Here is a 3,445-nt window from a genome sequence, read left to right as displayed (position 1 = left end):
TGGATTGTAAAAAGTTTAAAAGGCCGCATGCTATGCGGCCTTTTTATTAAAGCGAATGGAATAACAATACATTTGTTTTTATAATCTTACATTAAAAGCGGTAGCGTATTCCGCCGGAAAAACTTGCCCCTGATATACCTGTCTTTTGCAGCTTTTGTTGATAGCTAACATCTCCATGAAGCGAGACGTTAGAAGATAATTGGGCATTGATACCAACTCCACCTTCAAGCAAAGAGCCCATAGGATCAAGTTTATAATCCTTATCAATGTGGATCGCTTGATTATCATCAAAGATTTTGATGGCATTTACTTTTCCATAGAAGGAAACAGTACGACCGTTTTCTGCAGAGGTAACGGTTTTGGTTAAACGCCCACCAACACGGATCATCCATTGATGAGGATTGTTCATATCAATGGTAAAGTGATCGGCATCTGAAATTGTATCAAACATCAAATGTTGATAAGCCAGTTGTGCTTGGGGTTCAAAAATGACGCCTTGAATACCGGTGGCAAATTGTTTGCCAACAGTTGTGGAGACACTCCACATCTTGGCATTTTTCAATTTTGCAGTTGTCCCAATGATAGCATTGGTGATGTCACCTTTTAAGACTCCATAGGATAATAAGGTATCAAGATAGACTCCATTGTTATGCTGTATGCTGCCATAGGCTGTGATGAACCATTTATCTACCGTGCTCTTAGATGCATCTTTCATATTTTGGGGAGTGAAGGATAGTTGTCCATAGGTTCCCACAAGACCGAAATTTGTTGTGGTATTTTGCCCTTCTATTGGGGTAAAGTTCACCCCTCCTTGTAAAGCGGCATAGCGCAGATGTGCACCACTATAACCATATTGGCGAGGAGCGTTTTCAGAGGAGAAGTTTCCTGTACTTCCATAGGTGTATAAGAAGAAACCACTCTGTTTTTCTTGTTGTTTGCTGAAGAGAGAAGTTCTGATATTGGCTAACAGCGCATTTTGCTTGGCCATATCGGTTAAGCCGCTATAGAAGAGGGCATTTGGCATGAGTAAATAGCTTGCCATTTGCGGTACGACGGCGTGCACATTTTGCTCGGGATCAGGTGTGGAGCCAGAGTTGGAACCAGAGCCACTGGGATTAGTGTTAGGGTTATCTGGGTTAGTGTTAGGGTTATCTGGGTTAGTGTTAGGGTTATCTGGGTTGGTGTTAGGATTTTCTGGGTTGGTGCTAGGGTTATCTGGGTTGGTGTTAGGATTTTCTGGGTTGGTGCTAGGGTTATCTGGGGTGGTGTTAGGGTTATCTGGGTTGGTGTTAGGGTTATCTGGGTTGGTGTTAGGGTTATCTGGGTTGGTGTTAGGGTTATCTGGGTTGGTGTTAGGGTTATTTGGGTTGGTGTTAGGGTTATTTGGGTTGGTGTTAGGATTTTCCGGGTTAGTGTTAGGATTTTCCGGGTTAGTGTTAGGATTTTCCGGGTTAGTGTTAAGAAATTCAGGTTGTAGGCGGAAATCCCAGAAATTATCGCTATTTCCTACGAGATTTTGGCTTGCTTCGGCGTTGCCATGGCTTGAATTTGGTCCATAGGCTAGAAGCGTATACTTATTGGGTGAACCATTGAGTGTGGTATAACCATTTACCAATTTGAAAGAGCCTTCTTCGGCTTTTCCAGAAACTTGAATAAGGGAAAGTCCTCGTATGTTATCAAGAGCTTTAGAATTATTTTCTTGACTGTTGTTCTTAGTTACATATCCCGCCACAAAAACATTTGTATTGCCTGATACATCACCATAGATCAAAAGCCGATCGGTTTTTTGCTCAATGATTGGCTTACCATCACTCCACAAAGTATTGAAAGAAATCTGTGCATTGCCTGTTGCATTATAAACTGCTGAGGTGTCTGGTTTTCCATAGCCTATATGCAATGTATGGTAATAGCCATCGGCGGTGGGTTCTTTGAAAATAACAGAGCTGTTTTCGAGATCCAGCACAGAAATATCAGAGCGTGATCTTAGCGCGATATCAAGGAGTTTGTCATTTTCATCTTTTTCTTGTGTGCTGGTTTTTAAGAACCATTGTGTATTGTTTTTCAGGTCAAAGCGTACGTTTCTCTCGTGTGCAATTTTTGCTCTGCCTTCTAAAATGGAATGATCTGCACTTAATGTGAAGGTACCGGTGGAGATCTCCTTCATAGTTTCAGCCTTCCAGAAATTTTTATCTTTCCCAGAAACTTGGTTCCAAAAGATACCATTATCTAACAACATATCAGCATGGATTTCTGAATCTTTAAGATTGAGCGTACCGATTGATAGAGCGGGACTATTTTCGACGCTTTTTTCAGCAAGAGCTCCAATGAGAATTCCAGTGCCATTATCAACGTGAATATTGGTATTGGTGAGATTGATTTCGTTGTTTTCAGATGTTTGTAGATCATCTAATTTATTTGTGTTCGTTTTTGATAAAGCCATCAGCTGCATACCTATGCTTCCCGCTTTTACAACAGTATTTGCTAGGTCAATCTTTCCCCTGAACGCTGCGGATAGTGCAACTTTTTTGACGTCTATTTCATTTTTAGTGCCATTCTTCATATTAATTGAGGAACCATTGGCTGCAGAAAGACCAAGATCAAAACTTTTAATGGTTGTTTTACCATTTAATTCAATTTTGCTCTCGGGCTCGTAAGAGCCTACAGCACTGGTTATTTTTTTGCTCTCACCACCGATTATTGTTAGATCGCCACTGGTGATTTTGCTTCCACCATCTGCATAAAGACCTTCATCAACATTTTGAATGGTTGTTGTGCCTGTTAAGTTAATTTCACTCTCAGCATCTTCTGTTGTTACACCAGAGCGTTCTGTATCGGGATCCGAGTCTGAATCAGAATTGATGGCTTTTCCACCGATGACTGTTAAATTTTCGCTGGTGATTTTGCCACCATTCGTTGCAGTAAGACCAGAGAAAACGTTCTTCATTGTTGTTCCAGATAATTCAATTGTGCTATCAGGACCAAGTGCGACTGCGCCAGTTCCTGTACCATTTGTTGCAATAGAGACATTCGTGACTTTAATATGTCCGCTGTTTTTTGCAAACAATGCATTAGCTTCACTTTTTATAGTCCCTCCCGTCATTATGACTTGGGATCCTGAAGCTCCTGCATAGATTCCATTTCCCTTATATGATGTAATTTGCGCCTTGTCAGTTAGAGTAATGATGCTACCATTTAGAGCCTGTATTGTTGCTAGTTTTGCATCAAATGATCCTCCAGAGATTGTCACTGTCGAGTGATCATCTGCAGCTATGGCATTTTCTGCTTGAGAGACAGTTACATTTGTTAAAGTGACTGTACTGTTTTTTTCTGCACCTATTCCATAGTGTAATAGCGTATCGCCTTTGCTACTGGATATGGTTACATTTTCTAGTTTGTTTTCTTCTCTCTTACTGTTCACGAAGCCAGCACCAACCTCTAAAGCTTT

Annotated in this window: 1 protein-coding gene; it reads right to left on the bottom strand. The window is 40.9% G+C overall.

Annotation, left to right across the window (positions count from 1 at the left end; translation table 11 throughout):
• Positions 1 to 91: 91 nt before the first annotated feature.
• Positions 92 to 3,247 carry an autotransporter domain-containing protein gene (locus ABD917_RS07725; protein WP_425548560.1) on the bottom strand — a complete coding sequence of 1,052 codons (3,156 nt, stop codon included), beginning with the start codon at positions 3,245 to 3,247 and terminating at the stop codon, positions 92 to 94.
• Positions 3,248 to 3,445: the final 198 nt, after the last annotated feature.

Origin of the sequence: Bartonella pachyuromydis (assembly GCF_039543065.1) — a bacterium.
Classification (GTDB): Bacteria; Pseudomonadota; Alphaproteobacteria; order Rhizobiales; family Rhizobiaceae; genus Bartonella; species Bartonella pachyuromydis.
This window is presented reverse-complemented; position numbering and strand designations above follow the sequence as displayed.